This is a genomic window from Kitasatospora sp. NPDC088346, from assembly GCF_044740765.1.
Taxonomy (GTDB): Bacteria; Actinomycetota; Actinomycetes; order Streptomycetales; family Streptomycetaceae; genus Kitasatospora.
In genome coordinates, this window is the sequence record NZ_JBIURH010000006.1 from 184,779 (window position 1) to 211,420 (window position 26,642).

Consider the following 26,642-nt stretch of genomic DNA (forward strand, 5'->3'; position numbering starts at 1 on the left):
GGTGGTTCTGCTGTGGAGAACGCGCCAGATGCCGCCCGGCTTCCCGGGCTCACCCCGTCGGGGGATTTCCCGGCATCGGTGCTGACGGGCGACGTCGGCCGTCATGGCGTCTCCTGGGGTGTGTCGACCAGGCCCTGATCGACGCGGCCGGACTCAACACTGTCGTCAATGATCTCGCCCGTGGCGGTGTTCACCGCAAATGTGGCAGGTGTACGGGAGGACAACGCTGCCGCAACAGTCTCCGCGGTGCGGCGGCCGATGCCCGGGACCTCGCACAACTCGTCCACGGTGGCCGCGCGCAGCCGCTTCAGCGAACCGAAGTGCTTGAGCAGGGCCTGGCGGCGAGTCTCGCCGAGGCCGGGGACGGAGTCCAGCTCCCCCGCCGTGAGCCGCTTGGAACGCTTGGTGCGCTGGTAGCGGATGGCGAAGCGGTGCGCCTCGTCGCGGACCCGCTGGAGCAGGTAGAGGCCCTCGCTGGTGCGCGGCAGCACCACCGGGTCGTCCTCGCCGGGCAGCCAGACCTCCTCCAGCCGCTTGGCCAGGCCGCAGAGCGCGACGTCGTCGATGCCCAGCTCGTCCAGGGCCCGCCGGGCGGCGGCCACCTGCGGCTGCCCGCCGTCGACCACCAGCAGCTGCGGCGGGTAGGCGAACCGGCGCGGGCGGCCGTCCTCCCCGGTCGGACCGGCGGCCCCGGCCGGCCCCTCCGCCGCACCCTCGACCGGGCCCTCGGCCGGGCCCTCGTCGTCGGCCTCCGGGACGGCCCACTCGCCGGTCTGTTCGCGCTCCTGGAGGTAGCGGCGGAACCGGCGGGTGATCACCTCGTGCATCGAGCGGACGTCGTCCTGCCCGGCGAAGCCCTTGATCTGGAAGCGGCGGTACTCGCTCTTGCGGGCCAGACCGTCCTCGAAGACCACCATCGAGGCGACCACGTCCTCGCCCTGGAGGTGCGAGATGTCGAAGCACTCGATCCGCAGCGGGACGGAGTCCAGCTCCAGGGCTTCGGCGATCTCCTGGAGGGCGCGGCTGCGGGTGGTGAGGTCGCCCGCCCGCTTGGTCTTGTGCAGGGCCAGTGCCTGCTGGGCGTTGCGCCCGACGGTGGCCATCAGGTCCTTCTTGTCGCCGCGCTGCGGCACCCGGAGGTCCACCTGGCCACCGCGCAGGCCGCACAGCCACTCGCGGACCGGCTCGGCCGGCTCGGGCAACGCCGGGACGAGCACCTCGCGCGGGACGGGCTCGGTGCCGGCGCCGTACAGCTGTTGCAGGGCGTGCTCGACCAGCGCCGGGGTGTCCACGTCCTCGACCTTGTCGGTGACCCAGCCGCGCTGGCCGCGGACCCGGCCGCCGCGGACGTGGAAGATCTGAACGGCCGCCTCCAGCTCGTCCTCGGCGAGCGCGAGCAGGTCGGCGTCGGTCCCGTCAGCGAGGACCACCGCGTTCTTCTCCATCGCGCGCCGGAGCGCGCCGATGTCGTCGCGCAGGCGGGCCGCCCGCTCGTACTCCATCTCCTCGGCGGCCTCCTGCATCTGCTGTTCCAGCCGGCGCAGGAAACCGCCGGTGCGGCCGGCCATGAACTCGCAGAACTCCTCGGCCAGCTCCTGGTGTTCGGCCGCCGAGACCTTGCCGACGCAGGGCGCGGCGCACTTGCCGATGTAGCCGAGCAGGCAGGGCCGGCCGACCTGCTGGGCGCGCTTGAAGACGCCGTTGGAACAGGTGCGGACCGGGAAGACCCGCAGCAGCAGGTCGACCGTCTCGCGGATCGCCCAGGCGTGGCCGTACGGGCCGAAGTAGCGCACGCCCTTCCGGTGCGCCCCCCGCATCACCTGCACGCGGGGAAACTCCTCGTTCAACGTGACCGCGAGCTCCGGATAGCTCTTGTCGTCGCGGTACTTGACGTTGAAGCGGGGGTCGAACTCCTTGATCCAGGAGTACTCCAGCTGGAGCGCCTCGACCTCGGTGGCGACCACCGTCCACTCCACCGAGGCGGCGGTGGTGACCATGGTCGCCGTCCGCGGGTGGAGGTTGGCGATCTCCTGGAAGTAGGAGGACAGCCGCGGGCGCAGGCTCTTCGCCTTGCCGACATAGATGACCCGGCCGTGCGCGTCGCGGAACTTGTACACCCCGGGTGAGACCGGGATCTCGCCGGGCGCCGGACGGTAGGTGGACGGGTCAGCCATGGCATTCACCCTACCGATTGGCGGTGACAGCCCGCGGGCCGATCCACTCCTCGGTCGGCGACGGCCCGGGCCCGACCGGAGCGGGACCGGGCCGGGGCGCCCCCAACCGGGGTCGGGGGCGCCCCGGCCGGACGGCCGGAACGGGTCAGGACGGGGTGACCTGGAGCTTGCCGTCCTGCACGGTGACCGGGTACGAGGGCAGCGGGGTCGGCGCCGGGCCGTCCGCGACGGCGCCGTCGGCGATGGCGAACTTGCTGCCGTGGCACGGGCAGAGGATCTGACCGGCCTTCACCTGGTCGACCACGCAGCCCGCGTGGGTGCACTTGGCGCTGAACGCCTTGTACTGCCCGGCCTCGGGCTGGGTGACCACGATCTTCTGCTCGCGGAAGACCTTGCCGCCGCCGACCGGCACCGCGTCCGCGGCACCCAGGTCGACCGGGGCGGCCCCGGCCGTCGCACCGCCCGACGATGACGAGGAGGAGCACCCCGCGACGGCGACGGTGCCGCCGGAGGCGGCCAACACGGCGGCTGCGCCGCACAGGAGGGTGCGGCGGGAGGGCGCGGGCCTGTCGCTGGCTTCGGTCATCGAGGAGCTCCGAACGTCGGCGGGGTCTGGACCCGCGGCAGTCTATGCCCGCTTCCTGAGAGGGCCCGCCGCCCGATTCCCGAACGGCATGGCCCGGCCCGCTCGGGAATCGGGCGGGCCGGGGCGGGTCGCTCGGGGTCCTGCCGCGGCCTGCCGGGGCCCTGCCGGGGCGGGGCCGCTTCCTGAGGGGCCCGCCGCCCGATTCCCGAATGGCATGGCCCGGCCCGCTCGGGAACCGGGCGGGCCGGGGCGGGCCCGGGCGGGGCCCTGCCTGGGCGGGCTACTTCTCGGCCGCCGCCGTGCGCTTGCGGGCCGGCTTGGCCGCCGCCGCCTTCGCCGGAGCCTTGGCCGCCGTCTTCGCGGCCCGCCGGGCCGGGATCTTGGCAGCCTTGGTCCCGCTCTCCGCCTCCGCCGCGGCCGTGGCCCCGGTGGGGAGGTCGCCCAGGATGTCCCGGAGGAACTTGCCGGTGTGGCTCTCCGGGACGGTGGCGATCTCCTCGGGAGTGCCCTCGCAGACCACGCCGCCGCCGCCGCTGCCGCCCTCCGGGCCCATGTCCACGACCCAGTCCGCCGTCTTGATCACGTCGAGGTTGTGCTCGATGACGATGACGGTGTTGCCCTTCTCCACCAGCCCGTCGAGCACCTTGATCAGTTTGCTGATGTCCTCGAAGTGCAGGCCGGTGGTGGGCTCGTCCAGCACGTAGACCGTCCGGCCGGTGGAACGCTTCTGCAGCTCCGAGGCGAGCTTGACGCGCTGCGCCTCGCCGCCGGACAGCGTCGGCGCGGACTGCCCGAGCCGCACGTAGCCGAGGCCCACGTCGTGCAGGGTGCGCAGGTGGCGGGCGATGGCCGGGACGGCCTCGAAGAAGGAGACCGCCTCCTCGATCGGCATGTCCAGCACCTCGGCGATGGACTTGCCCTTGTAGTGCACCTCCAGGGTCTCCCGGTTGTACCGGGCACCGTGGCAGACCTCGCACGGGACGTAGACGTCCGGCAGGAAGTTCATCTCGATCTTGATGGTGCCGTCGCCCGAGCAGTTCTCGCAGCGGCCGCCCTTGACGTTGAAGGAGAACCGGCCGGGCAGGTAGCCCCGGACCTTGGCCTCCTGGGTCTCCGCGAACAGCCGCCGGACGTGGTCGAAGACACCGGTGTAGGTGGCCGGGTTGGAGCGCGGGGTGCGGCCGATCGGCGACTGGTCGACGTGCACCACCTTGTCCACCAGGTCCGTCCCGGTGATCCGGGTGTGCCGGCCGGGGACGCTGCGCGCACCGTTCAGCTCGCGGGCGAGGTGGGTGTACAGGATGTCGTTGACCAGCGTCGACTTGCCGGAGCCGGAGACGCCCGTGACGGCCGTGAAGGTGCCGAGCGGGAACCCGACCGTGACGTCCTTCAGGTTGTGCTCGCGGGCGCCGTGCACCGTGATCCGGCGCTTCTTGTCCTGCGGGCGGCGGGCGGACGGGATCGGGATCGCGCGCTTCCCCGAGAGGTACTGGCCGGTCAGCGACTCGCCGTTCTTCAGCAGCTCCTTGAGCGACCCCGAGTGCACGACCTTGCCGCCGTGCTCGCCGGCGCCCGGGCCGATGTCGACCACCCAGTCGGCGGTCTTGATGGTGTCCTCGTCGTGCTCGACGACGATCAGGGTGTTGCCGATGTCCCGCAGCCGGACCAGGGTCTCGATCAGGCGGTGGTTGTCCCGCTGGTGCAGACCGATCGAGGGCTCGTCCAGCACGTACAGCACCCCGACCAGGCCGGAACCGATCTGGGTGGCCAGCCGGATCCGCTGGGCCTCGCCGCCGGAGAGCGTGCCGGCCGCGCGGTTGAGCGAGAGGTAGTCCAGTCCGACGTCGACCAGGAAGCGCAGCCGCTCGTTGACCTCCTTGAGCACCCGCTCGGCGATCTGCTTGTCCCGCGCCGTCAGCCGCATCGCGCCGAGGAACTCCGCGCAGTCACTGATCGACATCGCGGCGACGTCCGCGATCGACCGGTCCTGCACCGTCACGGCCAGGACCACCGGCTTCAGGCGGGTGCCGGAGCAGGCCGGGCACGGCACCTCGCGCATGTAGCCCTCGAAGCGCTCGCGGCTGGAGTCGCTCTCCGACTCCGAGTGCCGGCGGGTGACGAACGGGACGGCACCCTCGAACGAGGTGGTGTACGAGCGGTCCCGCCCGTAGCGGTTGCGGTAGCGGACCTCGACCTGCGTCTTGTGCCCGTACAGCAGCGCCTTCCTGGCCCGCGCGGGCAGCCCGGCCCAGGGCAGGTCGGTGCGGAAGCCGAGCTCGCCCGCCAGCGCGTCCACCAGTCGCTGGAAGTACTCCTTGGTGTGGCCCTGGGACCACGGGTGGATGGCACCCTCGTCGAGCGACTTCTCCTCGTCGGGGACGACCAGCTCCGGGTCGACCTCCATCCGGTTGCCCAGGCCCGAGCACTCGGGGCAGGCGCCGAACGGCGAGTTGAAGGAGAACGAGCGCGGCTCCAACTCCTCGAACGAGACGTCGTCGTACGGGCAGTAGAGGTGCTCGGAGAACATCCGCTCGCGCTCCGGGTCGTCCTCCGGGAGGTCGACGAAGTCGAGCACCACCATGCCGCCGGAGAGCTTCAGCGCGGTCTCGACCGAGTCGGTCAGCCGGCGCTTGGCGCTCTCCTTGACGGTGAGGCGGTCGATGACCACCTCGACGGTGTGCTTCTCCTGCTTCTTCAGCGTGGGCGGCTCGGTCAGCTGGACCGTCGTGCCGTCCACCCGGGCGCGGGCGTAGCCCTTGGACTGGAGGTCCGCGAACAGGTCGACGAACTCGCCCTTGCGCTCCCGGACCACCGGGCTGAGCACCTGGAAACGGGTGCCCTCGGCGAGCTCCAGCACCCGGTCGACGATGGCCTGCGGGGACTGCCGGGCGATCGGGCGGGAGCAGTGCGGGCAGTGCGGCTTGCCGATCCGGGCGAACAGCAGGCGGAGGTAGTCGTAGACCTCGGTGATGGTGCCGACCGTGGAGCGCGGGTTGCGGCTGGTGGACTTCTGGTCGATCGAGACGGCCGGGGACAGACCCTCGATGAAGTCCACGTCGGGCTTGTCCATCTGCCCGAGGAACTGCCGGGCGTACGAGGACAGCGACTCGACGTAGCGGCGCTGCCCCTCGGCGAAGATCGTGTCGAAGGCCAGCGAGGACTTGCCGGACCCGGAGAGGCCCGTGAAGACGATGAGGGAGTCACGGGGCAGGTCCAGCGAGACGTTCTTGAGGTTGTGCTCGCGAGCACCGCGGACGATGAGGCGGTCGGCCACTGCTTCTGGCGCCTTTCTCCGGGGAGAGGTGTTTGGTGTCCCCTCCGGGGAGACCAACGTGCGAGATGGGCTGTTTCTTCCAGCTTGCCGCAGGCAGCCTACTAGCTCAGGCGTTCGATTATCGAGCCAGTCAAGCCCAGTCCACCCGAACGAGTGACGGCCCCGTCCGGCACCGGGTCGCCGACCTCACCGAAGTCGCCTGCTCAGCGGCCGTTTCGGGGGTAGCGTCACCAACATCAACGACCGGCAGCCCGCCCGGGCAACGACGGAAACCGGCCAACCCGGGCCCCGCTCCGGCCCCGCCGGAGCCCCGCAGCACACGGACGCACCGCACCGCCGCACCGCACGGACGCACCACACGGAGGCCGACACCGCCATGACCGAGACGACCGCCGCCCGGACCGCCGCCCGGACCGCCGCCGACACCCTGCGCCTCGTCGAGGAGAGCACCGGACAGCTGCTGCACACCGTCGCCGACCTGAAGCCCGACGCCGTCGGCGAGCCGTCCGCCCTGCCCGGCTGGACCCGCGGGCACGTCCTGGCCCACCTCTCGCGCAACGCGGACTCCCTGGTCAACCTGCTGGAGACGGCCCGCACCGGCGTCGACATCCCCCAGTACGCGAGCCCCGAGGCCCGCGACCGGGACATCGAGGAGGGCGCCGGCCGCCCGCTCGACGAGCAGCTGGAGGACCTGCGCCGCAGCCACGAACGCTTCCTCGCGGCCGCCGCCCGGCTGCCCCACGAGGCCTGGCTGGTCCAGCTGCGGCACCGCTCCGGCTACCTGTTCCCGGCCCACGAGCTGCCCTGGAAGCGGCTGGCGGAGCTCGACTACCACCACGTCGACCTGGACGCCGGCTACACCCCGGCGCACTGGCCGGAAGTCTTCGCCACCACCGAGTTCCTCCGGCTGGCCGACCACTTCCGCGACACCGAGGGCCTGCCCCCGCTCGCCCTGACCGCCGACGACGCCGCCCTGCGCGCACGGCTCGGCACGGCCGGCGGCGGGCCCGAGCTCACCGTCGAGGGGCCGGTACGGGCGCTCACCGGCTGGCTCTCCGGCCGCGCGGACGGCGACGGCCTCCAGGTCCACCGCGACGGCGACCAGCTGGCCGACGCGCGCGCCGCCCTGCCGCAGCTTCCGGCGATGGGCTGAGCGCGGCATGATCGAGATGCGGATGACCGGCACCATGCGGATGACCGGCGAGCGGACACAAGGAGCGGCGTGATGGCGTACCACGGAGCGGTCAAGGTCGGCGGCCCGCCGGACGTGCGGGAACTGGCCCACCTCATCATCAGCAAGGTCGCCGTCGGCCCCTACGACAACAACGCCTACCTGCTGCGCTGCCGGGCCACCGACGCGCAGCTGCTGATCGACGCGGCGGCCGACGCCCCGGTGCTGCTGGAGACGGTCGGCGAGCAGTTGGACACCGTCGTCACCACCCACCGCCACCACGACCACTGGGCCGCCCTGGCCGAGGTGGTGGCCGCCACCGGCGCCCGCACCGCGGCGGGCCGGATCGACGCCGAGGGCATCGACGTCCCCACCGAGCTCCTGCTGGAGGACGGCGAGGTCCTGCGGTTCGGTCTGATCGAACTGACCGTGCGCCACCTGGTCGGACACACCCCGGGTGCCATCGTCCTCGTCTACGACGACCCCCAGGGACACCCGCACGTCTTCACCGGCGACTGCCTCTTCCCCGGCGGCGTGGGGAACACCTGGAAGGACCCCGAGGCCTTCGCCTCCCTCTTCCGCGACGTCAACGAGAAGATCTTCGACCCGCTCCCCGACGAGACCTGGGTCTACCCCGGCCACGGCAACGACACCACCCTCGGCGCCGAACGCCCCCACCTCCCGGAGTGGCGCGAACGCGGCTGGTGACACCCGGCGGGGCCACCCGGACGGGGCCCGCATCCCGGTGCGGCGCTCCGCCCGGCGTCGGCGGTGACCGGGGTCCGCAGGGTCCGGGCGTGTGCGAGGGCCCGCGGCCGGGGGAACCGGTCGCGGGCCCTGGTGGGCGGGGGCGGGTCAGGCGTCGAGCTTCTCCTGCTCGCGCTGGTGCTCCTGCTGCCGCTTGGAGGCGATCAGGCTGGCCACGGTGGTCACGGCGAGCACGACGACGATGAAGCCGAGCGAGAGCGGGATGCCGATCTCGGGGACGTGGACGCCGCTCTCGTGGAGGGCGTGCAGCACCAGCTTGACGCCGATGAAGCCGAGGATCACCGACAGGCCGTAGGAGAGGTACACCAGCTTCTTCAGCAGACCGCCGATCAGGAAGTACAGCTGCCGCAGGCCCATCAGGGCGAAGGCGTTGGCGGTGAAGACGATGTACGGGTCCTGGGTGAGGCCGAAGATCGCGGGGATCGAGTCCAGCGCGAACAGGACGTCGGTGGTGCCGATCGCGAGCATCACGATCAGCATCGGCGTCATCAGCCGGCGGCCGTTCTCCCGGATGAAGAGCTTGGTGCCGTGGTACTTGTCGGTCGAGGGGAAGTGCCGCTCGATGCTCTTGAGCAGGCGGTTCTCCTCGAACTCCTCGTCCTCGTCGCCGGCCCGGGCGTCCTGGATCAGCTTCCAGGCGGTCCAGATCAGGAAGGCGCCGAAGATGTAGAACACCCAGGAGAACGTGGTGACCAGGGCGGCACCACCGGCGATGAAGATCGCACGGAGCACCAGGGCGATGATCACACCGACCATCAGCACGCGCTGCTGGTAGATCCGCGGCACCGCGAACTTGCTCATGATCAGGATGAAGACGAAGAGGTTGTCGACGCTCAGCGACTTCTCGGTGACGTAGCCCGCGAAGAACTCACCGGCCGGCTGCGAGCCGCCGTACCACCACAGGAAGCCGCCGAAGGCGATGGCGAGGGCGACCCACACGGCCGTCCAGATGCCGGCTTCCTTGATCGAGACCTCGTGCGGCTTGCGGCCGCCGATGAAGAAGTCGGCCACGATCAGGGCGACCAGGACCCCGATCGTGCCGGCCCACAATGCTACGGAAACGTCCACTTGCTGCTCCTCCGGCAGGTCGGCGGGACACACGTCGTCTGCCGGAGGTCTCTTCCGCCCGGCGCACTCGTCCTCGGAGCGCGCGGACCAGTGGCCCGGGCCGCCGGGGGACCGGCGACCGTGATGACGGACGCACTGCGATGGGAGTACTCCCCTCCGCGTCCGTCCACCGTACCAAAAAACACCAAGAGAAGGTAAAGAGATTCCCCGCCAAGGTAAAGACACGGCTTCCGGCCTACCGGAGGACAGTACCGAGCGGGCACGGCGGGACCCCGGCTGACATGCGCGGGTATCGGAGGAGGGGCCCCTTCAGCGGGCGGTGCGGCCGGTCCGGGCGATCCGGTCCAGCAGCTCGGGCAGCGCGGGGCTGCCGGGCGCCGGGGCCGCCGGGGTGTACGTCCACAGGTGCTCGACCCACGGGTCGGCCAGGTACTCCTGGGGCACCGGGGCCATCCTGGTCAGACCGCGCCAGAACGGGTCGAGCACCGGACCGTACGCCGAGGCCTCGGCCCGGTCCGCCACCACCAGCAGGTGGACGCCGACCGCCGGGCCCTCCTCGGCGAGGTAGCGGAGCTTGCCGACGGTGCCGTCGTCGAAGCCGTACGGGAAGTCGTGCACCAGCAGCAGCCGGTCGGCCGGGTCCACGTGCGGCGGCAGCGCGTCGGCGGCGCCGGCCCGGCGGGCCATCTGGACCAGGTCGACCCGCTCCACCAGGGAGGTCAGCAGGGCCGCGACACCGGCCGCGGCGGAGGCCGGCGGGCCGGCCGTCAGACCCGCCCGGACGAGCGGTGCGAGCGCCGGCCCGGCGCCGCCCCCGGGGTCGATGACGTGCAGCAGCAGACCGCCCGGCCGGTGGCAGGCGAGCAGCCGGGCCGCGGTGGCGGTGGCCAGCGCTCCGGCGGCGGCCTTCAGCTCCGCCGGATCGGCCGGCGCGCCGCTCCCGGACTCGGGCGCGGATCCGCTGTCCACCCACAGGCCGCGGGCGAGCGGCAGCCGCAGCAGCAGCGGGACCTTGAGACCGGGGTTCTCCGGGAGGTGCAGGTCGCCGATCCGCACCCCGTACGGCGGCTCGGCGGGCGGCTGCCAGGACGCCCAGGCGGGGTTGTCCCAGCCGGCCATCGGCGCGGGCATGGCGGCCTCGACCACCGCCACCTCGGCGAGCAGCTGGCCGGTGTCACGGTCGAGCACCTCGCGGGCGCGGGACTCCAGGTCGTCGCGGCGGGCCCTGGCCTGCATCCGCCCGAGTTCGGCCTCGGCGCCGAAGCGGCTGCGCGGGTCGGCGAGCAGCGCCTCGATCTCCTGGTCCTGGCGGTGGTCGGCGTACTCGACGGCGGAGCGGTAGGCGGCGGCGGAGCGCGCGGCGTCCTCGAAGATGCCCCAGACCTGGTTGTACAGCCGTTCGTCCATCGTCCAGCCGGCCGCGTCACCGGCCACCGGCGCCTCGGGCCCGGTCGGCGGCACGCTCGAAGGCCCGCTCGACGACGGTCCGCCCGGCGCCCCGGACGGCGCCGCGGCGGGCGGCGGGGTGCTGCCGGGGGCCGGACGGCGCGGGTGGGCGATGTTCAGCGGTACGCCCCGGGCCGGTGTGGCGTCGGCCGCGGTGGGCGGGGTCGCGGCCGGCACGGCCCCGGGGGTGGCCGGCGCGGGTACCAGCGCGGCCGCGAGGGCGTCGGCCCCGGTCAGACCGTGGTCGCGGAGCATCGCCCCGGCGCCGCCCGCGTACCCCTGGCCGACCGCCCGGACCTTCCAGGTCCCGCCCCGGAGGTACAGCTCCAGGGCGGTCACCGCGGTCTCGGTGGTCAGCCCGGTGAGGGTGAAGGTGGCGACGTCCGTGCCGTCCGGCCCGGCGACCGCCGTGAACGGCGCGGACGCCGAACCGAAGGTGCCGCCGCCGGGCGGCAGGACGAGTGCGATCAGGAGCCGCTCCACGCCCGGGGGCAGCGCGGCGAGGTCGACCGTGAGCTGCGGGCGGCCCGCACCGTCCGACAGCCGGACGCCCGGGAGCTCGGGGGCGCCCGGGTACGTGACGTGCTCCGGTCCGCGGACCCGGCCGTCGGCGTCCGCGAGCAGGACGGTGACGGCGTGCGGGCCGGCCGCCGAGACCCTGACGGTCAGCCCGGTGTGCGGCAGCGGGTGGTTCTGCCCCCGCACCAGCTCGGCGGCCATGGTGCTGTTCCTCTCCCCCTCGACGTGCGCTCGCTCCGCGGGGCCCCGGGCGGGGCCGGCCGGGTCAGAGGAAGGGCGCGATGTCGGGGAGCATGTCCTGGAAGGTGCGGGCCTTGGCGGGGGCGCCGATGGCGGTCATCTGCCAGCCGGAGCCCTCGCGGACGACCTTGGCCATGATCTGGCCGGTGTGCGCGCCGCCGCCGGCGAGCTCGTAACGGGCCAGCTCCTTGCCGTTGGTCTCGTCGACCAGGCGGCAGTGGGCGTTCTCGACCTCCTGGAAGGTCTGCCCGGTGTAGGAGCTGACGGTGAAGACGATCTGCGTGATGTGCACGGGCACGCGGGCGAGGTCGACCAGGATCGACTCGTCGTCGCCGCCGGCGCCGACGCCGCCCACCACGTTGTCACCGGTGTGCCGGACCGAGCCGTCGTTGCTCACCAGGTGCTGGAAGAACACGACGTCGGAGGGCGTCTTCTCGGCGTAGAGCAGGGCGGAGGCGTCGAGGTCGACCTCCTTGGTGCGGCGGCCGAACAGGCCCCGCCGGGCGGCGGCCTTCCAGCCGAGACCCATCCGAACGACGGTCAGCGACTCACCGGTGGACTTCTGGAGGCTGACGCTCTGGCCCTTTGCCAGGTTCACCGACACGGTGCTGTCCTCTCTTGGATGGCCCCGGTCCCGTTGAACGGTCGAGGCCCGTACGGGCGGGGCGCAAGCCCCCCGGACCTCACCTTATGGCCTGACGGGCCGTCGCCGGCTCCGGATTATCGCTTTGTGGCGCTCCTGAGACAAACCCGCCCCCGGCCCACCTCCGAACCGTCACGAACCGCTGCCGGGCCGCCACCGCAGCGCTCCCCCGCCCCCGCGGGGCCGCCCCGGACCTGCCGGGGCGGCCCCGCGGGCCGGCGGTGTCAGGCGATGCCGGCCTCCCGCATCTGGCGCAGCTCCTTCTTCAGCTCTCGGATCTCGTCCCGCAGCCGGGCCGCCACCTCGAACTGGAGCTCGGCGGCGGCGGTGTGCATGCGGTCGGTCATCTCCTGGACGAGCTCGGCCAGTTCGGCCGCGGGCAGGCTCTTGGCGGGCTTGCGGTCGGCGCCCAGGGCGGGCACCGGGGCCTTGCCCTTGCCGGGGCTGCGGTAGCCGGTGGCGAGCAGTTCCTCGGTGTCCACGTCCTCGCGGGACATGGTCGCCAGGATGTCGCCGATCTTCTTGCGCAGCGGTTGCGGGTCGATGCCGTTGGCCGTGTTGTACGCCTGCTGGACCTCGCGGCGGCGGTTGGTCTCGGAGATCGCCAGCTCCATCGCCGGGGTGATCCGGTCGGCGTACATGTGGACCTGTCCGGAGACGTTCCGGGCGGCGCGGCCGATGGTCTGGATCAGCGAGGTGCCGGAGCGCAGGAAGCCCTCCTTGTCCGCGTCCAGGATCGAGACCAGCGAGACCTCGGGGAGGTCGAGGCCCTCGCGGAGCAGGTTGATGCCGACCAGGACGTCGTACTCGCCGGCCCGCAGCTCGCGCAGCAGCTCGACCCGGCGCAGGGTGTCGATGTCGCTGTGCAGGTAGCGGACCCGGATGTCCAGGCCGAGCAGGTAGTCGGTGAGGTCCTCGGACATCTTCTTGGTCAGCGTGGTGACCAGGACCCGCTCGTCCTTCTCGACCCGGGTGCGGATCTCGTGCACCAGGTCGTCGATCTGGCCCTCGGTCGGCTTGACGATCACCTCGGGGTCGATCAGGCCGGTGGGGCGGATGATCTGTTCGACGGCGCCGTCGCCCCGGGCCAGCTCGTACTTGCCGGGGGTGGCCGAGAGGTAGACCGTCTGGCCGATCCGCTCCAGGAACTCCTCCCACTTCAGCGGGCGGTTGTCCATCGCGGAGGGCAGCCGGAAGCCGTGCTCCACCAGGGTGCGCTTGCGGGAGGCGTCGCCCTCGTACATCGCGCCGATCTGCGGGACGGTCACGTGCGACTCGTCGATCACCAGGAGGAAGTCCTCCGGGAAGTAGTCGAGCAGCGTGTTCGGCGGGGAGCCGGGCTCGCGGCCGTCGAAGTGCATGGAGTAGTTCTCCACGCCCGAGCAGGTGCCGATCTGGCGGAGCATCTCGATGTCGTAGGTGGTCCGCATGCGCAGCCGCTGGGCCTCCAGCAGCTTGCCCTGCTTCTCCATCCTGGCGAGGGTGGTCTCCAGCTCCTTCTCGATGTCGTTGACCGCGCGCTCCATCCGCTCCGGGCCGGCGACGTAGTGCGAGGCGGGGAAGACGTGGACGGAGTCGTCCTGGCTGATGATCTCGCCGGTGAGCGGGTGCAGGGTGTAGAGCGCCTCGATCTCGTCGCCGAACATCTCGATCCGGACGGCGAGCTCCTCGTAGACCGGGAAGATCTCCACGGTGTCGCCGCGGACCCGGAAGGTGCCGCGGGTGAAGGCCAGGTCGTTGCGGGTGTACTGGATGTCGACGAAGCGCCGCAGCAGCGCGTCCCGGTCGACCTCCTCGCCGACCTTGAGCCGGACCATCCGGTCGACGTACTCCTGCGGGGTGCCGAGGCCGTAGATGCAGGAGACCGAGGCGACCACGACCACGTCGCGGCGGGTGAGCAGCGAGTTCGTGGCGGAGTGCCGCAGCCGCTCGACCTCCTCGTTGATCGAGGAGTCCTTCTCGATGTAGGTGTCCGTCTGCGGGACGTACGCCTCGGGCTGGTAGTAGTCGTAGTACGAGACGAAGTACTCGACCGCGTTGTTCGGCAGCAGCTCGCGGAACTCGTTGGCCAGCTGGGCGGCCAGGGTCTTGTTCGGGGCCATCACCAGGGTGGGCCGCTGGAGCTTCTCGATCATCCAGGCGGTGGTCGCCGACTTGCCGGTGCCGGTGGCACCGAGCAGGACGACGTCCTTCTCGCCCGCGCGGATCCGGCGCTCCAGCTCGGCGATGGCCGCCGGCTGGTCGCCGTTGGGCTGGTAGGGGCTGACGACCTCGAAGGGCGCCACGGACCGCTCGATACTCGTGATGGGACGCACGACACCACCGTACGACCCGCCACCGACAACGCGGACGGGTTCGCCCTCGCCGGCCCGGACGGCCACACCGGCCGCGGCACGGGCGCCGGCACCGGCCGCACGGCGGGCGGCCACCGGGACAGCGGTCTGAGTACGGGTGCTCAGGTGCCCGGACCCGGCGGGCGGGACCATGGGGTGCCATGCCGCCCCGACCCCAGGACCGCCCCATGCTCAGCACCGTCGCCCGCACCGTCGTCCCGACCCTCGGCCGGCTGCGGGTCAGCACCGCCGGGGAAGCTCCGATCGCCCCGGGCAGCATCGTCGCGGCCAACCACTCGGCGCTGGTCGACCCGGGGGTGGTGCTGGCCGCCGTGGACCGGCTCGGGGTGCGGCCGGTGGTGCTGGCGACGGCCGGGCTGTGGCGGATACCGGTGCTGCGCGGGGCGCTGCTGCGCGGCGGCCACATCCCGGTGCACCGGGGCAGCGAGCGGGCCGCCGAGTCGCTGGAGGCGGCCGCGGCGGCGCTGGCGGCCGGGCGGGTGGTGGTGATCTATCCGGAGGGCCGGCTGCCACGCCGGGTGGACGCCGGGGAGAGCGCGCCCGGCCCGTTCCGTACCGGCCTGGCCCGCCTGGCGGCGGTGACCGGCGCCCCGGTGGTGCCGGTCGGGCAGGCGGGCTCCCGACGGATCAGCTCGGGGTCGACCACCAAGCAGTTGTCCGGGCTGGCGACGGCGCCGCTGCGCCGGCCGGTCCTGCACGTGCACGTCGGCGCGCCGGTCCGGCTGACCGGCGACACCGGGGAGGCCACCGCGCAGGCGTACGCGGCGGTGGCGGCCGCCTGGCGGACGGCGGCCGAGCGGGCCGGGCTGCTGGAGCCGGGCGGGGCCTCCCGGAGCTGAAGGGGCCGGCGGGGCTCAGTCCTCGGCGGACAGGGCCAGGATCTCGTCCTCGGGGAGCTCGACGTACGTCTGGCCCTCCACCTCGACCTCCGCGCCGGCGAACCCGGGGAACACCACCACCTGGCCGACCTTGACGTCCAGCGGGTGGGGCTTGCCGCCCTCCAGCGGCCGGCCGGGGCCGACCGCGACCACCTCGCCACGGCGGGTGTCGGCGGCGCCCGGGCCGGTGCCCCCGATCGGCTTGACGATCAGGCGGTCGTGCTGCGGCTGGAAGTCGGGCATGACGGGTCCTCTCGGGTCGGCGACCGGGGCGCCGTCGGGCGGCCCCGCATGTCGATTCTGCCGGGGTTCCCCGTTCCCGCACGGCGGGAGGGGCGAGGGGAGGTGACCCGCCGGGGCGGTCAGTCCCTGGCGCTGTCGCGGGCGAGCGCGACCAGCCGGGAGATCGCCCGGAGGTACTTCTTGCGGTAGCCGCCGCGCAGCAGCTCGTCCGGGAAGACCTGGTCGAACGGGAGGCCGGAGGCGGTGATCGGCAGTTCCCGGTCGTACATCCGGTCGGCGAGGACGACCAGGCGCAGCGCCGTGGACTGGTCGTCGACCTGGCGCACGCCGCGCAGGAACACCGATCCGACCTCGTCCAGCAGGGCGCCGTAGCGGCTGGGGTGCACCTCCTTGAGGTGCTCCAGCAGGGTGTCGAAGTCGTCCAGCACCGCGCCGGGGGCCCGGTCGGCCCGCTCGGTGACCTCGGCGTCGGTGTACGGCGGCGGGGCCGCGGGCAGGCCGCGGTGGCGGTAGTCCTGACCGTCGATGCGCAGCGGGCGGAAGTGCGCCGACAGGCCCTGGATCTCGCGCAGGAAGTCGGTGGCGGCGAACCGTCCCTCGCCGAGCTTCTCGGGGAGGGTGTTGGAGGTCGCGGCGAGCTTCACGCCGTTCTCGACCAGCCGGCCGAGCAGGGTGGAGACCAGGACGGTGTCGCCCGGGTCGTCCAGCTCGAACTCGTCGATGCACAGCAGGCGGTGGCCGGAGAGGGTCTCGACGGCGCCCTTGAAGGTGAGTGCGCCGACCAGGTTGGTCAGCTCGACGAAGGTGCCGAAGGCCTTGGGGCCGGGGGTGGCGTGCCAGAGCGAGGCGAGCAGGTGCGTCTTGCCGACGCCGTAGCCGCCGTCCAGGTAGATGCCGGCCGGGCCGGTGGGGACGGGGGCCGAGCGGCGGAACCAGCCCCGCTTGGGGGCGCCGTCGGCGGCGCCGTTGAGCCCGGCGGCGAACTGCTCCAGGACCTGCACGGCCTCGTACTGGCTGGGCTGGGTGCCGTCGGGGATGTAGCTGCCGAAGCTGACTCCGGTGAAGCGCGGCGGCGGGACCATCTCGGCGACCAGGCGCTCGGCGGACACGACGGGGCGGCGGTCGGCGAGCGCGCCCGGGCGGGTCACGGCTATCGCTTCGGCGGTCTCGGGGTGAGGGGCAGCAGACACGTGGAAAGGGTACGCCCCCCGCGGTGGGCGCCCGCCGGGGTGCGGGGGTGGAAGACTCGACGGCATGCAGCAGCTGATCAATCCCCTGCCCGGACCGGTGGACGACCCGTGGTCGTTGGAGTCGCTGGCCGGGGTGTACGCGTACCCGGAGCGGGTCCGGCGGGGCCGGGCCTGGCTGCGGGCGAACATGGTGTCGGGCCTGGACGGCGCGGCCCGGCTGGACGGGCTGTCGGAGGGTCTGTCCGGCGCCGCCGACAAGCGGATCTTCGGGGTGCTGCGGGCCCTGGCGGACGTGGTGCTGGTGGGCGCGCAGACGGTCCGGGCGGAGGGGTACCGGCCGGCCCGGGCCCGGGCCGAGTTCGCGGCGGCGCGGGAGGCCGCCGGGCAGTCCCCCGCCCCGGTGATCGCGATCGTCTCGCGCGGTCTCGACCTGGACCTGTCGGCGCCGCTGTTCACCGCGCCGCTGGTCCGTACGGTGGTGGTGACCTGCGAGGACTCCCCCGCCGAGGCCCGCCGGGCGGTGGCGGCGACGGCCGATCTGGTGGTGGCCGGCAAGGACGCGGTGGACCTGCCGGCGGCGCTGGCGGAGCTGGCGTCCCGGGGCTGGACCCGGCAGTTGACGGAGGGCGGCCCCCGGCTGCTCGGGCAGCTGGCGGCGGCCGGGCTGGTGGACGAGCTGTGCCTGTCGCTGGCGCCGCTGCTCTCCGGCGGCGGGTCGCCGCGCATCCTGGAGGGCCCGGCGATGCCGGCGGCCCAGCCGATGCGGCTGGTCTCGCTGCTGGAGCAGCAGGGGTTCCTGTTCACCCGTTACGTGCGGCCGGACGGCGAGGACCCCGGTTTCCGGTGAGGCCCGTGCGCCCGTGGCCCATGTGGCGCGTGAGCAGCGTGAGGAAAGCTTCCTCCGGGCAGTATGAGAAGGGACACCGGACCCGGGGGCCTGCACCAGCGAAGGGACTCACGTGTTCAAGACCGTACTGATGATCGAAAAGGCGCTCTCCGACGCCGACGTGGAGCTGGTCACCACGCTCCACGGCGAGGAGAAGGTCTCGTTCGTCGTCCTGATGCAGCCGCGCGGACGCCAGGACGAGCTCCTCCGCGCCCTCGACGACGTGGCCCTCGGTCACCTCGACAAGGCGGTGCACGAGCACGAGGAGCACACCGACAGCCCCACTCTTGCGAGCGAATCCCTGGAGCACAGCCTGCGCCACCTCCGGCGCGCCGGGGCGGAGGCCACCGGCGTCGTGATCGAGGAGAAGCCCCTGGAACGCCTGCGCGAGGTGGTCGAACAGAACCGGGCCGACGAGGTGCTCGTGCTCACCTCCCCGCACTTCGTGGAGGAGTTCTTCCACCGGGACTGGGCCTCCCAGGCCCGCCACAAGGTCGGTGTCCCGGTCCTGAAACTGTTCGCCCGCGACTCCTAGAGGGTGCCGTCCGGTAGTGCAGAATCGTCCTTGCGGAACCTTCCGCGAGGACGATTCGCCGTCCTGCCCCCGGCCGTCCCGGCCGACCCCGCCGCACCCCGCCGCACCCGAGTACGGAGCACCCTCTTGAACGACGCCGCCCACGACCTGCACGCCCCGCACTTCATCGGTATCGGCGGCGCCGGCATGTCCGGCCTGGCGAAGATCCTCGCGGTGCGCGGCGCCAAGGTGTCCGGCAGCGACTCCAAGGAGTCCGAGACGGTGCTGGCGCTGCGCGCGCTCGGCGCCGAGGTCCACGTCGGCCACGCCGCCGAGAACGTCCCCGCCGGCACCAGCAGCGTCGTCGTCTCCAGCGCGATCCGCGCCGACAACCCGGAGCTGGCCGCCGCCCGCGAGCGCGGCATCCCGGTGGTGCACCGCTCCGACGCGCTGGCCGCGCTGATGGGCGGCCGCCGCGCCCTCGCGGTGGCCGGCACCCACGGCAAGACCACCACCACCAGCATGCTCGCGGTCAGCCTCGCGGAGCTCGGCCTCGACCCCTCGTACGCGATCGGCGGCGACCTCGACGCACCCGGCTCCAACGCCCACCACGGCACCGGCGAGATCTTCGTCGCCGAGGCGGACGAGAGCGACCGCAGCTTCCACAAGTACGCGCCCGAGGTGGCGATCGTGCTCAACGTGGAGCTGGACCACCACGCCAACTACGCCTCGATGGACGAGATCTACGAGTCCTTCGAGACCTTCGTCGGCCGGATCGTCCCCGGCGGCACCCTGGTGGTCTCCTCCGACCACCCGGGCGCCCGCGAGCTGACCGCCCGGGTCGCCGGCCGGCCGGAGCTGAACGTGGTCACGGTCGGCGCCGCCGACGACGCAGACCTGCGGGTCGTCTCCGTCGCCGCCCGCGGGATGACCAGCGAGGTCACCGTCGAGCTGGACGGCGAGGAGCTCGTCTTCACCGTCTCCGTGCCCGGCCGGCACTACGCGCACAACGCCGTCTCGGCGCTGGCCGCCGGCATCGCGCTGGGCGTGCCGGCCGCCGACCTGGCCAAGGCCATCGGCAGCTACACCGGGGTCCGCCGGCGGCTGCAGCTCAAGGGCGAGGCCGCGGGCGTCCAGGTGATCGACTCCTACGCGCACCACCCCACCGAGATGACCGCCGACCTGGAGGCGATCCGCGAGGCCGCCGAGGGCCGCGTCCTGGTGGTCTTCCAGCCGCACCTGTTCAGCCGCACCCAGCAGCTGGCCGAGGAGATGGGCCGGGCGCTGGCGCTGGCCGACGGCTCGGTGGTGCTCGACATCTACCCGGCCCGCGAGGACCCGATCCCCGGCGTGACCAGCGAACTGATCATCGACGCGGCCCGCCGGGCCGGCGCCGAGGTCACCGCGGAGCACTCCTTCGCGGCCGCTCCGGCACTGGTCGCCGGCCTCGCCCGCCCCGGTGACCTGGTGCTCACCATGGGTGCCGGCGACGTCACCAACCTCGGCCCCGAAATTCTGGCGGCCCTCGGCGGCGTTGCACCGAGGGACTGACACCAGCCGAGCCGGGGAGCCAGCCGTGAGCTACGAGATCGAGAAGACCGACGCCGAGTGGCGTGCCGAGCTGTCGCCGGAGGAGTACCACGTGCTCCGCGAGGCCGGCACCGAGCGCCCGTTCGTCGGCGAGTACACCGACACCAAGACGGTCGGGGTGTACTCCTGCCGGGCCTGCGGCAGCGAGCTGTTCAGCAGCGAGACCAAGTTCGACAGCCACTGCGGCTGGCCGTCGTACTACGCGCCGCTGGCCGGGGACCGGGTCGAGTACATCGAGGACAGCTCGCTCGGCATGCGCCGGGTCGAGGTGCGCTGCGCGAACTGCGGCAGCCACCTCGGGCACGTCTTCGAGGGCGAGGGCTACGGCACCCCGACCGACCAGCGGTACTGCATCAACAGCATCTCGCTGACGCTGCGGCCGGCCGAGCAGCCCGGCGAGTAACCGTACGATCACCGCCGCCACCGCGCACCTCCCGGCATGCCAGACTGATCATCGTTCAGGGTCGGTGGGAGGAGCACGGTGGCGCGGCGGCACGGCACGGGCGTACTGGGGATGCTGGCGGCGGCGCAGCGCGAGCAGCACCGCCAGGCGGAGGAGCAGCGCAAGGCCGCCGCCGCGGCGCAGGCCCGGTACGAACGTGAACAGCGGTCCGCGCAGCGGGCCGCCGCCCAGGGGCAGCGCGAGGCGCTGCGCGCGTACCAGCAGGCCCGGGAGGCCGACGCGGCCCGCCGCACCGCCGAACTCGACGCCCGGGTGACCGAGTTGCGCGGCATCCTGGCCCAGGGGCTGGCCGGTCCGGCCTTCCGGCCCGCGGAGCTGATGCGCGCGGCCGAGCCCGCGCCGTTCGACCCCGGGCAGTTGGGCGAGCCCGTCCCGCTGCCCGACCAGTCCTGGTACCACGTCGTCCCGCCGACCGAGCTGCAGGCGCGCGACCCCGGCATCCGGCGGCAGTACGAGGAGCGCCTCGCACACGCCCGCGCCCGGTTCGAGCACGACTGGTACGCGGCGGGCGCCGCCGAGCAGCAGCGCCTCCGGCAACTCGCCGAGTACCGCGCCCAGTACGACGCCTGGGCCGCCGAGCAGCGCCGGTCCGCGGCGGCGCAGGCCGAGCCCGCCCGGCGGCTGGCGGCCGAGCTCGGCGCCGGTTCGACCGCGGCGGTGGCCGAGTACTTCGAGACCGCCCTGGCCTGGCGGGGCGACTGGCCGGACGAGGTACCGCAGGATGCCGGCGCCCTCTGGGACCCGTCCGCCCGGCTGCTGGTGGTCGACTTCCGGCTGCCCGACTACCCGGTCGTCCCGGCGCTCTCGCGCTACCGGTACGTCAAGGTGGACGACCGGGAGGCCGAGGTGGCCCGCTCCGCCACCGAACGCAAGGAGGTCTACCGCGAGGTGCTGGCGCAGTGCGCGCTGCGGGTGCTGGCCGAGCTGTTCCGGGCGGACGGCGACGGCCTGCTCGACACGGTGACGCTCAACGGCTACGTGGAGGCGCCCGATCCGGCCACCGGGCGGACCGGCCAGCGCCACCTGCTGACGGTGACCGTCCCGCGGGACGGCTTCCGCGCGCTGGCCCTGGACCGGGTCGAGGCGGTCAGCTGCCTGGTGGACGGCCTGGGCGGCCGGCTCTCCGCCCGCCCGGAGAAGCTGGTCGCCGTCCCGGTCGGCCGGACGGCGGACCCGGCCACCGCGGCCGAGGCCGACCCGGCACCGGCCGCCGCGCCCCTGCCGGCGGCGGCGGACGGCGACGCCGACGGCGACGGCGACGGCGACGAACCGGACCTGTTCGTGATGGACCCGCTGGTCTTCGAGGAACTGGTCGCCGAACTCTTCCGCCGCCGGGGCTTCGTGACCAGGACCACCGCCCGCAGCGGCGACCAGGGCGTGGACGTGGTCGCCGAGGACCCGGACCCGATCACCGGCGGGCAGATCGTCATCCAGGCCAAGCGCTACCGCGGCCGGGTCGACCCGACCGCCGTCCGCGACCTCGACGCCACCCGGGTCCACCACGGCGCGAACAAGGGCATCCTGGTCACCACCGCCACCTTCGGCAAGGGCTCGCGCGACTGGGTCAAGGGCAAGCCGCTGACCCTGGTCGACGGCGCGCAACTGGTCGAACTGCTGCACCAGCACGGCCTGCGCGGCCGACTCGGGGCCAGGCCCGCGCCCGCACCGCGCAGCCTCCCGGCCGAGGCGCTCTCCCCCGGGCAGAACACCGTGCTGCCCGCGGCCGACCTCGCCGAGCTCGCCGTCTCGTTCAGCTCGGCCGGGGCCGACGCCGACCTCACCCTGCTGCTGCTCACCGCGGACGGACAGGTCCGCGGCGACCACGACTTCGTCTTCTACCACCAGCCGACCGCGGCCGCCGGGGCGGTGACGCTCGGCCAGAAGACCTCGTCGCGGGGCGTGTCGACCGAGACCGCGGCGATCCGGCCGGCGGCCCTGCCCGCCGCCGTGCACCGGATCGCGGTCTCGGTGAACATGGACACCGACTCCGGCGCGGACTGCGGGCAGCTGCGCCGGGCCCGGCTGGAGGTGCGCGGCGCCGCCGGAGCCGGCTGGGCGTTCACCCCGCCCGCCGACCCGGCCGTCTCGGCGATGCTGGTGGCCGAGGTCTACCGGCACCACGCCGGTACCCCGCACGAGGTGTGGAAGCTGCGCGCGGTGGGCCAGGGCTGGGCGGACGGCCTGGCCGGACTGGCCCGCGCGCACGGTGTGGACATCGCCTGATGTCGGCGCGAAGACCGGCCCTACGACGCGCCGTCCGGGCCCTGGTCGAGGTCCCGGACGTGCTTGCGCTCGGTGGCGCAACGGCGGTAGCCGAGGCGGTCGTTGATGGCCAGCATCGGCGCGTTCGCGCCGTCGTTGCTGGTGTAGGCGGCGGTGCAGCCGGGCAGCCCGGGCGCGGTGCAGCGAGTCGAGCTTGGCCAGCCCCCGGCCGCGGTACTCGGTGCGGGTGGCGGTGAACGCCGACCAGTAGCGGGTGGCGCCGTCGGTCTGGGCCGCGCTGAACGCCGCCGGGGTGCCGTCCACCACGGCCACGGTGGTCAGCGCGTGGTCGAGGTCCGGTCGCTGCCAGACCTCCGCCAGCCACTCCTCGTACGGCTGGTCGTCGAGCGCGATGTCGCCCGGCTCGTCCTGCGCACCGGCCACCTCGATCAGGTAGAGCGGGTACGGGTCGGCCAGGAAGTCGGCGGCCGGGCGGAGTTCGACGCCCGCGGGGAGCTCGGGCAGCGGCGGCGGTGCGGCCGTGAGGTCCAGTGCGCCGAAGTGGGCCTCCCGGCCCGCACGGTAGCCGTGCCGGGCGGCGAAGGCCAGGTCGGCCGGCTCGTCGTCGACCCAGCCGTGCACCCGGGTGGCACCGAGCGCCGCGAGCGCCCGCTCGCCGCCGCGCAGCAGGGCGCCGCCCGCGCCGCGGCCACGGTGCTCCGGCAGCACGCTGACGTTGAGGAAGGCCTGGCCGGGCTCGGTGCTGTCCACCAGCAGGCCGAACCGTGCGGCGCCGACGACCCGGCCGTCCAGCTCGGCGACCAGCAGGTGGTAGTGCGGCCGTCCGGCCAGCCAGCGGATCACCTCGGGGGTGGTCACCAGGTGGGGGCGGCCGGCCGCGTGGGCGGCGGCGGTGGCGGCGGCGTCGGCGGGGCCGAAGGCACGGACGTTCGGGGTCATAGGTCGGTCACGTTAGCCACTCGGGCGCCCGGGCGCCGCTGAATAATCCGCGGCCCCGCTGAAAGCTCAAGTTCAGCTCTGAGATTGCCGGGGACGGGTTGGCAGCGCGCCCCCGGGGATACACCCTCAGCAGCAGGGCGGAGCGCGACGGAGCCTCCCCCGCCCGGACTGGTTCCACACCTTTCCCCGCTGTTCGGCAAGCCCTCCGGAAGGAGGCGTCACCCATGACTTCCCGTACTTCTGAGACACCCCTGCTGGGCGTCGGCATCGGCTGGCGGTCCGAGATCGACACCGTGGTCGAGCGGCTGCCCGACCTGGACTGGGTCGAGGTGGTCGCCGAGAACGTCTGCGCCGGCCACCTCCCCGAGTCGCTGCGCGCCCTGCGGGCCCGCGGGGTCGCGGTGGTCCCGCACGGCGTCGCGCTGGGCCTCGGCGGCGCCGAACTCCCGGACCGCTCGCGGCTGGCCCGGCTGGCCGAGGTCGCCGAGGCGGTCGCGGCGCCGCTGGTCACCGAACACCTGGCGTTCGTCCGGGCCGGCGGCCTGGAGGCCGGTCACCTGCTGCCGGTACCCCGGTCCCGGGACTCGCTGCGGGTGATCGCGGAGAACGTCCGGATCGCCCAGCAGGAGCTGCCGGTGCCGCTCGCCCTGGAGAACGTCGCCGCCCATCTGCGCTGGCCGGACGACGAGTTCAGCGAGGGCGAGTTCCTGGCCGAGCTGGTCGAACGGACCGGCGTGCGGCTGCTGGTCGACGTCGCCAACCTGCACACCAACCGGGTCAACCTCGGTCTGGACGTCACCGCCGAGCTCGACCGGCTGCCCCTGGAGGCGATCGCCTACGTCCACGTGGCCGGCGGGATCGAGCGGGACGGCAGCTGGCACGACACCCACGCCCACCCCGTCACCGCGCCCGTCCTGGAGGTGCTGGCCGAGCTGTGCGCCCGCACCGCGCCGCCGGGCGTGCTGCTGGAACGCGACGACAACTTCCCGCCACCGGCGGAGCTGGCGGGCGAGCTGGCGGACATCCGCCGCGTCCTGGCCCGGCGGGTGCAGCATGTCTGAGCGCGACGAGTACCTGCTGCGCGGCGGAACCGAGGGCGACGCCGAACTGGTCGTCGCCCGGGCCTCGCTGGCCCGACGGCAGACCGAGCTGGTCGCGGCCCTGGTGGCCGGCGGCCCGGTGCCCGACGGCTTCGACCCCGAGCAGGTCCGGATCCAGGCCCAGGGCCTGGCCGCCAAGCGCCGCGACACCGTGGCCCGCGTCGCGCCCGAGCTGGCGGCGATCCTCGGCGAGGCGTACGCGCCGCTGTTCCGCCGGTACGCCGAGCAGCACCGCCAGAGCGGCGGCTACCTGGCCGACGCCCGGGCCTTCGCCGAGTGGACGCTGGCCGCCGAGCCCGCGACGCCCTGGCGCGGCGCCATCTCCGGGTGGCTCCGGCCGGCCGACGGGCGGCCCGCCCGCCGCCGCTTCGGCCGCCGCACCACCTCACCCGGGCACTGAGCCCTCTCGTTCGTACCGTCCTACGGGGGAAACCACGATGTGGCACACCGAATTCGCCGTCGCCTGCGCCCTGGTGGCGCTCGGCATGCTCTGGACCTCGATCGCGCTGCGGCGGATGCGGCGCGTCCCGAACCCGCAGGGCCTGCCCGGCCGCGGGCTGCCGCTGACCGACGCCGCCTTCCTGGCCGGTGGCCCGACCCGGGTGGTCGACACCGTCATCGTCCGGATGGAGCGGGAGGGCCGGCTGGTGGTCTCCCGGGACGGCACCGTCACCGTCACCGACCCGGCGCCGCGGGACCCCGTGGAGGCCGCGCTGATCGAGGCGGCCGGCCCGGCCCGCAGCCAGCAGCTGGCCGCGCTGCGCCGGCTGACCTGCGCCTCCCCCGCCGTGCAGCAGACCGGCGACCGGCTGGCCGCCCGCGGCCTGATGCTCCGCCCCGACCTGCACCGCTCGGTGGTCCGGGCCCGCCGGTTCTGGGGCCTGGCCATGCTGGTCACCGTGGTCCTCGGCGTGGTGTCGGGCTTCGCCTGGGTGGACCGGATCTCCAGCGAGCCGGGCTTCAGCTTCCCGCCGTTCCCCGCCTTCGCGATCCTGCTGATCGTCGGCCTGTTCGGCCTGCTGGCCACCCGGCCGGGCCGGGCCCGGATCACCCCGGCCGGCCGCCGGCAGCTGGCCCTGATGCAGCAGGGCTCGCCCTGGCGCCCGCACGACGTGGCCGGCGACCGGGCCGACCAGCTGCTGTACGGCGCGGTGGCGCTCGGCGGCGCGGCCGTCCTGACCGACGAGGTCCTGCGGGAGGCGATGACGGCCCGGCTGGCGGCCGCCACCAACGGGAGCGGCGGGTTCAGCGGTTCGGACTCCGGCGCCAGCGTGGTCTGGTGCGGGTCCTCCGGCGACAGCGGCTCGTCCGGTGACAGCGGCTCGTCCGGCTGCGGGTCCTCCTCCAGCTGCGGATCGTCCAGCAGCTGCGGTGCCAGCAGCAGCAGTTGCGGCAGCTCGTCCTCCGGCTGCGGATCCTCCAGCAGCAGCTGCGGGTCCTCCTCCAGCTGCGGGTCGTCGAGCAGTTGCGGCAGCAGCTGCGGCTCCTGACCTGCGGACTCCGGTCACAGTTCGGTATCGCGGTCCGGGGTTCCGCTGCTGCGGTGCCCCGGACCGGTCTACAACAGCCCCATGTGGCTGCTCCTGCTGATCCCCGCCTGCCTCGCCGCCGTGCTGTCCTGCCTGCGGCTGGTCCGGGTCGCGGCCGCCTTCGCCCCCTTCCCGCACGACGCGGTGGCCCGGCCGGAGCAACTGGCCGGCGTCGGGCTGTACGAGACCGCGTACCTGGCCGGCGGGCCGACCCGGGTGGTCGACCTGGTCCTGGTCCTGATGGCGGGCCGGGGCCGGCTGCACCTGGCGCACACCGGGTGGACGACGGTGGTCGACCCGCAGGGCCGCAGCCGGCTGGAACGGGCCCTGATCGGTTCGGTCGGCCGCGAGGGCCAGTGCCGGACGGCCCGGCTGCGGACCGACCTCGCCGGCCACCCGACGGTCCGGGAGATCGGCGAGCGGCTCGCGGCGGCCGGCCTGGCCACCCCGGAGCCGGTGCGGGCGAACACCACGGCGGCGCTGCGCCACGTCCGGCACGCGTTCCTGTCCGGGCTGCTGCTGCTGGTCGCCACCCTGCTGCTGGGCACCCCGGGTGCGGGCGACGCCGGGGCCGCGCTCGCCTGGTTCTCGCTGCCGCTGATCCTCACCGGCGGCACGCTGCTGATGGCCCGGGTCGACGTCCGGCCGTACACCCGCTGGGCGGCGCCCGCCGGGCTGGAGGTCCTGGACGCGGCCGCCCTGCCCCGGCAGTACGGCGGCCCGGTGGACGACGCCGAGCGGGAGCTGCTCACCGCGGTGGCGATGGCCGGCCCGCAGGCCGTACCGGACGCGCGGCTGCGGGCGGCGCTGCGGCACTGACGGCCGTGCGCCGCCCGCGGCGGCG

21 protein-coding genes and 1 pseudogene are annotated in these 26,642 nt (G+C 73.7%); 12 read left to right on the forward strand and 10 right to left on the reverse strand.

The window, feature by feature from the left end; genetic code table 11:
• Window positions 1–101 precede the first annotated feature (101 nt).
• From uvrC to uvrA, 3 genes are all read right to left on the reverse strand, one after another.
• The gene (uvrC, locus tag ACIOFR_RS11705) at window positions 102–2,174 is read right to left on the reverse strand and encodes an excinuclease ABC subunit UvrC (protein ID WP_400995129.1); all 2,073 of its coding nucleotides are present in this window, start codon (window positions 2,172–2,174) and stop codon (window positions 102–104) included.
• Between the two features lie 145 nt (window positions 2,175–2,319).
• Window positions 2,320–2,760: a Rieske (2Fe-2S) protein gene (locus ACIOFR_RS11710; RefSeq protein ID WP_400995132.1), complete on the reverse strand. Its 441-nt coding sequence runs from the start codon at window positions 2,758–2,760 to the stop codon at window positions 2,320–2,322.
• A 280-nt stretch (window positions 2,761–3,040) separates the two neighbouring features.
• Window positions 3,041–6,034 carry an excinuclease ABC subunit UvrA gene (gene uvrA / locus ACIOFR_RS11715; RefSeq protein WP_400995135.1) on the reverse strand — a complete coding sequence of 998 codons (2,994 nt, stop codon included), beginning with the start codon at window positions 6,032–6,034 and terminating at the stop codon, window positions 3,041–3,043.
• A 376-nt stretch (window positions 6,035–6,410) separates the two neighbouring features.
• On the opposite strand from uvrA, the gene ACIOFR_RS11720 reads away from it, so the two are divergent.
• Entirely contained in the window at window positions 6,411–7,187 is a 777-nt protein-coding gene (locus ACIOFR_RS11720; RefSeq protein ID WP_400995137.1) for a maleylpyruvate isomerase family mycothiol-dependent enzyme, read from the forward strand.
• A gap of 72 nt (window positions 7,188–7,259) precedes the next feature.
• Window positions 7,260–7,913: an MBL fold metallo-hydrolase gene (locus ACIOFR_RS11725; RefSeq protein ID WP_400995139.1), complete on the forward strand. Its 654-nt coding sequence runs from the start codon at window positions 7,260–7,262 to the stop codon at window positions 7,911–7,913.
• Window positions 7,914–8,060: 147 nt separating this feature from the next.
• Here ACIOFR_RS11725 and ACIOFR_RS11730 read toward each other — a convergent pair whose 3' ends face one another.
• The 4 genes from ACIOFR_RS11730 to uvrB all read right to left on the reverse strand — a co-directional run bounded on the left by ACIOFR_RS11730 (window position 8,061) and on the right by uvrB (window position 14,204).
• Window positions 8,061–9,041 (reverse strand): TerC family protein, encoded by a 981-nt coding sequence (locus ACIOFR_RS11730; RefSeq protein WP_400995141.1) that lies wholly within the window; start codon window positions 9,039–9,041, stop codon window positions 8,061–8,063.
• 309 nt (window positions 9,042–9,350) lie between these two features.
• Window positions 9,351–11,207: a TerD family protein gene (locus ACIOFR_RS11735; RefSeq protein ID WP_400995144.1), complete on the reverse strand. Its 1,857-nt coding sequence runs from the start codon at window positions 11,205–11,207 to the stop codon at window positions 9,351–9,353.
• Between the two features lie 64 nt (window positions 11,208–11,271).
• The gene (locus ACIOFR_RS11740) at window positions 11,272–11,850 is read right to left on the reverse strand and encodes a TerD family protein (protein WP_400995146.1); all 579 of its coding nucleotides are present in this window, start codon (window positions 11,848–11,850) and stop codon (window positions 11,272–11,274) included.
• A 263-nt stretch (window positions 11,851–12,113) separates the two neighbouring features.
• Window positions 12,114–14,204 carry an excinuclease ABC subunit UvrB gene (gene uvrB / locus ACIOFR_RS11745; RefSeq protein ID WP_400995148.1) on the reverse strand — a complete coding sequence of 697 codons (2,091 nt, stop codon included), beginning with the start codon at window positions 14,202–14,204 and terminating at the stop codon, window positions 12,114–12,116.
• Between the two features lie 206 nt (window positions 14,205–14,410).
• On the opposite strand from uvrB, the gene ACIOFR_RS11750 reads away from it, so the two are divergent.
• Window positions 14,411–15,082: a lysophospholipid acyltransferase family protein gene (locus ACIOFR_RS11750; RefSeq protein WP_400995150.1), complete on the forward strand. Its 672-nt coding sequence runs from the start codon at window positions 14,411–14,413 to the stop codon at window positions 15,080–15,082.
• 15 nt (window positions 15,083–15,097) lie between these two features.
• On the opposite strand, the gene ACIOFR_RS11755 is transcribed toward ACIOFR_RS11750, so the two are convergent.
• Complete coding sequence (locus ACIOFR_RS11755) at window positions 15,098–15,364, reverse strand: hypothetical protein (RefSeq protein ID WP_400995152.1); 267 nt, start codon at window positions 15,362–15,364, stop codon at window positions 15,098–15,100.
• A gap of 119 nt (window positions 15,365–15,483) precedes the next feature.
• Window positions 15,484–16,554, reverse strand: a complete 1,071-nt coding sequence (zapE, locus tag ACIOFR_RS11760; protein ID WP_400995154.1) for a cell division protein ZapE — start codon at window positions 16,552–16,554, stop codon at window positions 15,484–15,486.
• Between the two features lie 64 nt (window positions 16,555–16,618).
• On the opposite strand from zapE, the gene ACIOFR_RS11765 reads away from it, so the two are divergent.
• The 5 genes from ACIOFR_RS11765 to ACIOFR_RS11785 all read left to right on the forward strand — a co-directional run bounded on the left by ACIOFR_RS11765 (window position 16,619) and on the right by ACIOFR_RS11785 (window position 22,230).
• Window positions 16,619–17,401 carry a pyrimidine reductase family protein gene (locus tag ACIOFR_RS11765; RefSeq protein ID WP_400995156.1) on the forward strand — a complete coding sequence of 261 codons (783 nt, stop codon included), beginning with the start codon at window positions 16,619–16,621 and terminating at the stop codon, window positions 17,399–17,401.
• A 112-nt stretch (window positions 17,402–17,513) separates the two neighbouring features.
• Window positions 17,514–17,975 carry an indole-3-glycerol phosphate synthase gene (locus tag ACIOFR_RS11770; protein ID WP_400995158.1) on the forward strand — a complete coding sequence of 154 codons (462 nt, stop codon included), beginning with the start codon at window positions 17,514–17,516 and terminating at the stop codon, window positions 17,973–17,975.
• A gap of 126 nt (window positions 17,976–18,101) precedes the next feature.
• Window positions 18,102–19,505: a UDP-N-acetylmuramate--L-alanine ligase gene (gene murC, locus ACIOFR_RS11775; RefSeq protein WP_400995160.1), complete on the forward strand. Its 1,404-nt coding sequence runs from the start codon at window positions 18,102–18,104 to the stop codon at window positions 19,503–19,505.
• A 25-nt stretch (window positions 19,506–19,530) separates the two neighbouring features.
• Window positions 19,531–19,947 (forward strand): peptide-methionine (R)-S-oxide reductase MsrB, encoded by a 417-nt coding sequence (msrB, locus tag ACIOFR_RS11780; RefSeq protein WP_400995162.1) that lies wholly within the window; start codon window positions 19,531–19,533, stop codon window positions 19,945–19,947.
• Window positions 19,948–20,025: 78 nt separating this feature from the next.
• The gene (locus ACIOFR_RS11785) at window positions 20,026–22,230 is read left to right on the forward strand and encodes a restriction endonuclease (RefSeq protein ID WP_400995165.1); all 2,205 of its coding nucleotides are present in this window, start codon (window positions 20,026–20,028) and stop codon (window positions 22,228–22,230) included.
• A gap of 20 nt (window positions 22,231–22,250) precedes the next feature.
• Here ACIOFR_RS11785 and ACIOFR_RS11790 read toward each other — a convergent pair.
• Window positions 22,251–23,169: pseudogene (locus tag ACIOFR_RS11790) on the reverse strand (GNAT family N-acetyltransferase).
• Between the two features lie 224 nt (window positions 23,170–23,393).
• Between ACIOFR_RS11790 and ACIOFR_RS11795 the strand changes: the two are divergent.
• The 4 genes from ACIOFR_RS11795 (at window position 23,394) to ACIOFR_RS11810 (ending at window position 26,617) form a co-directional block, all read left to right on the forward strand.
• Window positions 23,394–24,230 carry a DUF692 domain-containing protein gene (locus ACIOFR_RS11795; protein ID WP_400995168.1) on the forward strand — a complete coding sequence of 279 codons (837 nt, stop codon included), beginning with the start codon at window positions 23,394–23,396 and terminating at the stop codon, window positions 24,228–24,230.
• Window positions 24,223–24,669, forward strand: coding sequence for a hypothetical protein (locus ACIOFR_RS11800; protein ID WP_400995171.1), 447 nt, complete (start codon window positions 24,223–24,225; stop codon window positions 24,667–24,669). The genes ACIOFR_RS11795 and ACIOFR_RS11800 overlap by 8 nt, the downstream gene beginning before the upstream one ends.
• A gap of 37 nt (window positions 24,670–24,706) precedes the next feature.
• Complete coding sequence (locus ACIOFR_RS11805) at window positions 24,707–25,759, forward strand: TIGR04222 domain-containing membrane protein (protein ID WP_400995174.1); 1,053 nt, start codon at window positions 24,707–24,709, stop codon at window positions 25,757–25,759.
• Between the two features lie 81 nt (window positions 25,760–25,840).
• On the forward strand, window positions 25,841–26,617 hold the full coding sequence (locus ACIOFR_RS11810) for a TIGR04222 domain-containing membrane protein (protein WP_400995176.1): 777 nt from the start codon (window positions 25,841–25,843) through the stop codon (window positions 26,615–26,617).
• Window positions 26,618–26,642: the final 25 nt, after the last annotated feature.

Coding starts and splice junctions, on each gene's coding strand:
- ACIOFR_RS11725 (WP_400995139.1), top strand. CDS start 7,260: ATGGCGTACCACGGAGCGGTCAAGGTCGGCGGCCCGCCGGACGTGCGG.
- uvrC (WP_400995129.1), bottom strand. CDS start 2,174: ATGGCTGACCCGTCCACCTACCGTCCGGCGCCCGGCGAGATCCCGGTC.
- ACIOFR_RS11735 (WP_400995144.1), bottom strand. CDS start 11,207: ATGGCCGCCGAGCTGGTGCGGGGGCAGAACCACCCGCTGCCGCACACC.
- ACIOFR_RS11710 (WP_400995132.1), bottom strand. CDS start 2,760: ATGACCGAAGCCAGCGACAGGCCCGCGCCCTCCCGCCGCACCCTCCTG.
- ACIOFR_RS11750 (WP_400995150.1), top strand. CDS start 14,411: ATGCTCAGCACCGTCGCCCGCACCGTCGTCCCGACCCTCGGCCGGCTG.
- ACIOFR_RS11800 (WP_400995171.1), top strand. CDS start 24,223: ATGTCTGAGCGCGACGAGTACCTGCTGCGCGGCGGAACCGAGGGCGAC.
- ACIOFR_RS11765 (WP_400995156.1), top strand. CDS start 16,619: ATGCAGCAGCTGATCAATCCCCTGCCCGGACCGGTGGACGACCCGTGG.
- ACIOFR_RS11810 (WP_400995176.1), top strand. CDS start 25,841: ATGTGGCTGCTCCTGCTGATCCCCGCCTGCCTCGCCGCCGTGCTGTCC.
- ACIOFR_RS11720 (WP_400995137.1), top strand. CDS start 6,411: ATGACCGAGACGACCGCCGCCCGGACCGCCGCCCGGACCGCCGCCGAC.
- ACIOFR_RS11795 (WP_400995168.1), top strand. CDS start 23,394: ATGACTTCCCGTACTTCTGAGACACCCCTGCTGGGCGTCGGCATCGGC.
- ACIOFR_RS11755 (WP_400995152.1), bottom strand. CDS start 15,364: ATGCCCGACTTCCAGCCGCAGCACGACCGCCTGATCGTCAAGCCGATC.
- ACIOFR_RS11805 (WP_400995174.1), top strand. CDS start 24,707: ATGTGGCACACCGAATTCGCCGTCGCCTGCGCCCTGGTGGCGCTCGGC.